Source organism: Rhodococcus olei (assembly GCF_039540555.1).
In the GTDB taxonomy this organism is placed as follows: domain Bacteria; phylum Actinomycetota; class Actinomycetes; order Mycobacteriales; family Mycobacteriaceae; genus Rhodococcus_G; species Rhodococcus_G olei.
Genome location: NZ_BAABFB010000030.1, coordinates 283,690 through 290,683 on the forward strand (window position 1 = coordinate 283,690; position 6,994 = coordinate 290,683).

Consider the following 6,994-nt stretch of genomic DNA (forward strand, 5'->3'; position numbering starts at 1 on the left):
GTCGCCCGGGTGCTGTTCGGTTCAGGCGCTGCCGACCAGGCTCCGGATCTGGCGCACCGCAACGGACATGGCCGCGACGTCGACCGACGGGGTCTCGAAGATCGCGTCCAGCGTGGAACGGGCCCGCCGGATCCGGGTGGAGTTGCGTTCTTCCCACCCGGCGATCATCTCCGCGGCGGACCCGCCGGACGGGTTCGCGAGCAGGTCGAGGCAGAGGGCGCGCAGGGAACCGTACAGCTCGTCCCGCATCGCGAGGCGGGCCAGGGAGTTCCAGCGATCGTCGTAGGACAGCCGCGACACCGACTGCAGCAGGTGCACGGCGCCGAGATGCTGGCTCAGGGCGTAGTACAGCTCCGCGACCTCGGGCACCCCGCAGCCGCTGACGTCGGCAACCTCGATGATGTCGAGCAGGCCGAACTGGTCGAGCAGCAGGTGCACGCGAGTGGCGAGGTCGTGCGGAACACCGGCGTCGACCGATGCGGCGACCCGCGCGTGCAGATCGGCGAGCTCCTGTCCCCGAAGCCATTCCGGGACGGCGAGCGCGTGCCGGGCCAGGCGCGGCGCGAACCGCTCGATCTCGGCGCCGATGTCGAGTGGCTGCGGCCGGTGGGCGAGCAGCCAGCGTGCGGCCCGGTCGAGCACCCGCTGGGTGTCGAGGACGAGGGCGTCGGTGACGGCGGTGGGCAGGCCGCTCTCGGCGATGTCCGCCCACAACCGGTTCAGGTCGAAGATCCGCGCGGCGACGACGTGGGCACGCACGGCATCGGATCCGATCGCCGCGGAGTCCTCGGCCAGGCGGAACGCGAAAGTGATGCCACCGTGGTCGATCACATCGTTCGTCAGCATCGTGGCGACGATCTCGCGGCGCAGGCGGTGCGAGTCGAGACGGGTGCCGAATCGGCGCCGCACGGTGTCGGGGAAGTACTCCCGCAGCCGGTCGCGCAACGCCGGATCGTCCGGCAGGTCACCGGCCAGCAGTTCGTCCTTCACCGCGAGCTTGACGTGGGCCATCAGGGTGGCCAGCTCCGGTGAGGTCAGCCCCTGGCCTTCCTGTGCCCGGCGGGCCAGTTCGCGCGCGTCGGGCAGCGCCTCGAGGGCGCGGACGAGTCCGCGATCGCGTTCGAGCCGGGCGATCATCCGGGCGTGCACTCCCAGGGCGGTGGCCGCGTGGGATCGGCTCACCCCGAGCAGGCGGTTCTGGGAGCGGTTGTCCGCCAGGACGAGTCGGCTCACCTCGTCGGTCATCGACCGCAGCAGCCCGTCCCGTTCGCCGGGGGCGAGGTGCCCCGACGCGACGAGGCCGGCGAGCAGGATCTTGATGTTCACCTCGCGGTCGGAGCAGTCGACGCCGGCCGAGTTGTCCAGGGCGTCGGTGTTGACCCGGCCTCCGGCGCGGGCGAACTCGATGCGGCCGAGCGGGGTCAGCCCCAGGTTCCCGCCTTCTCCGACGACCCGGGCCCGCAGGGCACCCGCGTCGACGCGGACCCCGTCGTTGGCCTTGTCGCCCACGTCGGCGTGGGATTCGGTGGAGGCCTTGACGTAGGTGCCGACGCCGCCGTTCCACACCAGATCGACCGGGGCGCACAGGATCGCGCCGATCAGATCGGCCGGAGCGAGGGCGGTGACGCCGTCGGCGAGGCCGAGCGCGGCCCGCACCTCCGGACTGATCGGCACCGACTTCGCCGACCGCGCCCAGACGCCGCCGCCGCTGCTGATCAGCCCGGGGGCGTAGTCCGCCCACGACGAGCGCGGCAGGCCGAACAGTCGCCGGCGCTCCGCGAACGAGGTCGCCGCGTCCGGTGTGGGGTCGAGGAAGATGTGGCGGTGGTCGAAGGCGGCGACCAGCCGGATGTGATCGCTGAGCAGCATGCCGTTGCCGAACACGTCGCCGCTCATGTCGCCGATGCCGACGACCGTGAAGTCCTCGCTCTGGGTGTCGCGGCCCATCTCGTGGAAGTGGCGCTGCACGCTCTCCCAGGCGCCACGCGCAGTGATGCCCATCGCCTTGTGGTCGTAGCCGACGGAACCGCCGGAGGCGAAACCGTCCCCGAGCCAGAAGCCGTACTCGGCGGCGACCTCGTTGGCGATGTCGGAGAAGGACGCGGTGCCCTTGTCCGCGGCGACGACGAGGTAGGTGTCGTCCGCGTCGTGGCGGACCACGTCCCGGGCGGGCACGACCGCAGCGGTGGCCGGGTCGATGTTGTCGGTGACGTCGAGCAGTCCGGCGATGAACTGCCGGTAGCACGCGACGCCCTCGGCCAGGTGGGCGTCGCGATCGGCGGCGTCGGTGCCGGTCGGTGCCGGTGGCTGCTTGACGACGAAGCCGCCCTTGGCGCCGACGGGCACGATGACGGCGTTCTTCACCGCCTGGGCCTTCACCAGACCGAGAACCTCGGTGCGGAAGTCCTCCTTGCGGTCCGACCACCGCAGCCCACCCCGGGCCACGGTGCCGAACCGCAGGTGCACGCCCTCGACGCGCGGGGAGCAGACGAAGATCTCGAATCGTGGTCGGGGGTGGGGGAGTTCGTCGACGCGGCTCGGATCGAACTTGAACGAGAGCAACGTCGAGGTCCCGCCTCGGACGAAGTAGTTGGTGCGCAGGGTGTTTCGAACGAGCGTCAGGAAGGCCCGCAGGATGCGGTCCTCGTCGAGACTGACCACCTCGCCGAGGGCCGCGTCGAGCCGGTCGACGATCAGGGTCTCCGCCGCCTCGTCGTGCGCGGCCGGGTCGAAACGGGCCGCGAAGAGTCCGGCCAACTGCCTGGCGAACCCGGGGTGGCCGGCGAGCACCTCGGCGATCCGCGCCTGACTGTAGGGAAAACCGGCCTGACGCAGGTATTTCGCGTAGGCGCGGAGCATCGACGCCTGCCGCCAGGTCAATCCGGCGCGGAGGACCAGGTGGTTGAACGGGTCCACCTCGCAGTCGCCTCGCCACGCCGCGGCGAAGCCGTCGGTGAACCGGGCGGCCATGCCGGTGTCGGTCGGGGACGGATCGACGTCGAGTGCGAGGCCGAAGTCGTAGATCCAGCACTGGCTGCCGGTCGAGTCGGCCATCGGATAGGGGCGCTCGTCGAGCACCTCGACTCCGAAGGACTGGATCACCGGCAGGATGCGGCTGAGCGAGACGGCGGCGCCGTCGATGTAGAGCGTCAGGCGCAGCTGGCCCCGGGCGGACCCGGTCGGCGCGTGCAGGGCCACCTCGAAGGAGTCGGTGCGCAACGCCTCGATCCGGGTGACGTCCGCGACCGCGCGCGGCGGATCGAAGTCCTGTTTGTAGGCCTCCGGAAGGGTTCGAGAGTAGAACTCCGCCAGCGCCCGGTCCGCCATCCGGGTGCGGAAGTCGTCGTCCCAGGCCTGCGTCATCGTCGGCATCTCCTCGTGTGGCAGCAGTTGTATATACAGGACTGTACAACCATGTGAAGTGCCTCACAAGCCCTACCGTGCTGTGGCGACGGGCTCAGCCGGGGGACGGGGCGTGGCCCGAGATGTGGGAGGTGAGGCGTTCCGCGCCGGCCGACAGGATCTGTCCCACGGCCTCCGGCTCGGGGTAGGCCAGTTGCCTGCGCCACGTGGTGCTCAGCGCCGCGACCGCGCGGCCGTTGTGGTCGAACACGGCGGTGCCCACCGACCGCAGACCCGTCGTCACGAGGTCCACCTCTTCCGCCCAGCCGCGCGCGCGGGCCTCCGCGAGGGTGCGGCGCAACTCGGTCAGTGTCCGGGGTCCGTGCCCGGTGCGGGTGATGAAGTCCGTGCGCCGCGAGTACAGCGCCTTGACCTGGGCGTCGGGCAGTGCCGCGAGGATCGCGCGGCCGTTGGCGGTCAGGTGGGCGGGCAGCCGCACCCCGATGTCGGTGATCAGCGAGACCTCCGCCGCCGGGCCCGACGTGGGGCGCTCCTTGAGGAGGTAGACGGTCTCGTTGCCGTGCAGGATCCCCAGGTGCACGGCCTGGCCGAGCTGCATGGCGAGCCGGTGCAGGATCGGTTGCGCGAGCCGCTCGAGGGGCTCGTGGCGCAGATACGCCGAGCCGATCTCGAACGACGTCACCCCGAGCCCGTACGCCTGCTCGCCGGGCATGTAGACGACGAAACCGCGGTCCACCAGCACCGACAGGATGTGATAGACGGACGAACGTGGCAGGTCCAGGTCGCGGGCCAGGGCGGCCGCCTGAACCGGGCCGGGGCGCTGCGCGAGCCGTACCAGGATGTCGAGCGCGCGACCGACCGCCGGTGATGTGCTGGAACCAGCTGGCCTGTTCACCGGGCCGATTCTGCCAGTGGACAACGTCGGATAACGCCCCTGTCGGGGCCGGGAACGGGGATGATGTGAGCATCGGCCCGCTTCCCTCGGCGAAGGAGCGCGCAGTGGACAGCCCGGACACGGTCGTCGTCGGCGTCCGCGCAGTGACGCCCGACGAGGTGGTGCACGTCGCACGTTCGAACGCGCACGTGCGGCTGTCGGTCGCCGCGATGGCCGCGATGGCCGAGAGCCGCGCGCGCATCGAGGCGCTCGCGCAGGAGGCCCGGCCCGTGTACGGGGTGTCGACCGGATTCGGTGCCCTGGCCACCCGGCACATTCCGCCCGGGCTGCGGGCGCAACTGCAGCGCAGCCTGATCCGGTCGCACGCCGCGGGATCCGGCCCTGAGGTGGAACGCGAGGTGGTGCGGGCGCTGATGCTGCTGCGCCTGTCGACGCTCGCGACCGGGCGGACCGGTGCCCGGCCCGAGGTGGCGCGCACGTACGCACGGATGCTGTCGGTCGGGATCACCCCGGTGGTGCCGGAATTCGGCAGCCTCGGCTGTTCCGGCGATCTGGCACCGCTCGCCCACGTGGCCCTCGCCGCGACCGGGGAGGGCACCGTTCGGGATGCCGCGGGGGAGCTGCGCCCGGCCGCCGACGCGCTGGCCGCGGCCGGGATCGATCCGCTGGTGCTCGCCGAGAAGGAGGGGCTGGCGCTGATCAACGGCACCGACGGCATGCTGGGCATGCTGGTGCTCGCGAGCGCCGACCTGCGCGGCCTGCTGCGCGTCGCCGACATCGCGGCCGCGATGAGCGTCGAGGCCCTGCTCGGCACCGACCGGGTGTTCGCGCCGGACCTGCAGGCCCTGCGACCGCACCCCGGGCAGGCGGTCGCGGCGGCCAACATGACCCGGGTGCTCGCCGGGTCGGGCATCGTCGCCAGTCACGCGACACCCGACTGCCCGATCGTGCAGGACGCCTACTCGCTGCGGTGCGCGCCGCAGGTCGCGGGCGCGGTCCGTGACACCCTCGCCCACGCCGAACAGGTCGCGTCCCGCGAACTGGCCAGTGCCGTCGACAATCCCGTCGTCACCCTCGACGGGCGCGTGGAGTCGAACGGCAACTTCCACGGGGCGCCGGTCGCGTACGTCCTGGACTTCCTCGCGATCGCGGTCGCCGATCTGGCGAGCGCGAGCGAGCGCCGCACCGACCGGTTCCTCGACAAGGCCCGCAACCACGGTCTGCCGCCGTTCCTCGCGGACGACCCCGGGGTGGACAGCGGGCACATGATCGCGCAGTACACGCAGGCCGCGATCGTCGCCGAACTGAAACGGCTCGCGGTCCCGGCGAGTGTCGACTCGATCCCGTCCTCGGCGATGCAGGAGGACCACGTGTCGATGGGGTGGTCCGCGGCGCGCAAGCTGCGGCGCGCGCTGGACGGGCTCACCCGGGTGCTGGCGATCGAAGTCCTCACCGCCGCACGGGCACTCGACCTGCGGGCACCGCTCGAGCCCGCGCAGGCGACCGCGGCGGTGCGGGACGCGATCCGGGACCGGATCCCCGGCCCGGGACCGGACCGGCATCTGGCACCCGAGATCGAGGCGGTCGTGGAACTCGCGGCCGACGGGAGTCTGGTCGCCGCGGCGGAGCGGGTTGCGGGACCGCTGGGCTGAACGGCGGGCGGGATCAAGCCGCCGTGTTCGCGACCACAGGGGTGCACCGACGAACCCGGCAGAGATGCAGCAGAGCGGCGATATCCTGAACAGACATTCGCCGGAGTTGTAAGCAAGCCCCTCCCGACTGTCGGGGGTGTCGCGGGGTGGCGGAGATCGCGTACCCGATGACCGACAGCAATCCGTTCCGGACCCAACGCGACGTGACCGCCACCGTCGCGGACGAGCTGGGTGCGGTCGGGTTCGACGGCGCCGAGGAGATCGGGCGCGGCGGTTTCGGGGTGGTGTACCGCTGCACGCAAAGCGTCCTGGAGCGGACGGTGGCGGTGAAGGTGCTCACCGCCGAGCTGGACGAGGAGAACCTCGGGCGGTTCCTGCGGGAGCAGCGGGCGATGGGCCGGCTGACCGGGCACCCGAACATCGCGGCGGTTTTGCAGGTCGGGACCACCGAGGGCGGTCGGCCGTATCTGGTGATGCCGCATTACTCGCAGGGGTCCCTGGACGCCCGGATCCGGGTTCACGGTCCGCTCACCGCGGAGGAGGTGCTGCGGCTGGGGGTGAAGACGGCCGGGGCGCTCGCCATGGCGCACCGGGCCGGGATCGTGCATCGGGACGTCAAACCGGCGAACATCCTGCTCACCGACTTCGGCGAGCCCGCTCTGGCGGATTTCGGTATCGCGCACGTCACCGGCGGGTTCGAGACCGCGACCGGCACGGTCACCGGGTCGCCGGCGTTCACCGCCCCGGAGGTGCTCGGCGGGGAGCCGCCGACGCCCGCCGCGGATGTGTACGGGCTCGGTGCCACGTTGTTCGCGGCGCTGACCGGGCATGCGGCGTTCGAGCGGCGCAGCGGCGAGCAGGTGGTGGCGCAGTTCCTGCGGATCACCACCGCGCCGGTGCCGGACCTGCGCGAGGACGGGGTCGACGACGAGATGGCGGCGGTGATCGAGCACGCGATGGCCCGCGCACCGGCGGATCGGCCCACTGCGACGGCGCTCGGGGAACGGCTCCAGGAGCTGCAGGCGCGGAGCGGGTTCCCGGTCGACGAGATGGCACTGCGCGCCGAATCGGGGACCGCGCTGCA

General features: G+C 71.9%; 3 protein-coding genes and 1 pseudogene. 2 read left to right on the top strand and 2 right to left on the bottom strand.

Annotated features, from left to right (window positions below):
• Positions 1-21: 21 nt before the first annotated feature.
• Together ABD951_RS10840 and ABD951_RS10845 are read right to left on the bottom strand one after the other, a co-directional pair.
• A pseudogene (locus tag ABD951_RS10840) lies at positions 22-3,357 on the bottom strand (NAD-glutamate dehydrogenase); the annotation flags it as partial.
• Positions 3,358-3,457: 100 nt separating this feature from the next.
• The gene (locus ABD951_RS10845) at positions 3,458-4,258 is read right to left on the bottom strand and encodes an IclR family transcriptional regulator (protein WP_345344541.1); all 801 of its coding nucleotides are present in this window, start codon (positions 4,256-4,258) and stop codon (positions 3,458-3,460) included.
• Positions 4,259-4,362: 104 nt separating this feature from the next.
• On the opposite strand from ABD951_RS10845, the gene hutH reads away from it, so the two are divergent.
• Positions 4,363-5,910, top strand: a complete 1,548-nt coding sequence (gene hutH / locus ABD951_RS10850; RefSeq protein WP_345344543.1) for a histidine ammonia-lyase — start codon at positions 4,363-4,365, stop codon at positions 5,908-5,910.
• A 167-nt stretch (positions 5,911-6,077) separates the two neighbouring features.
• Positions 6,078-6,994 (top strand): serine/threonine-protein kinase (locus ABD951_RS10855; RefSeq protein ID WP_345344569.1); only part of this gene is annotated, 917 nt, incomplete at its 3' end.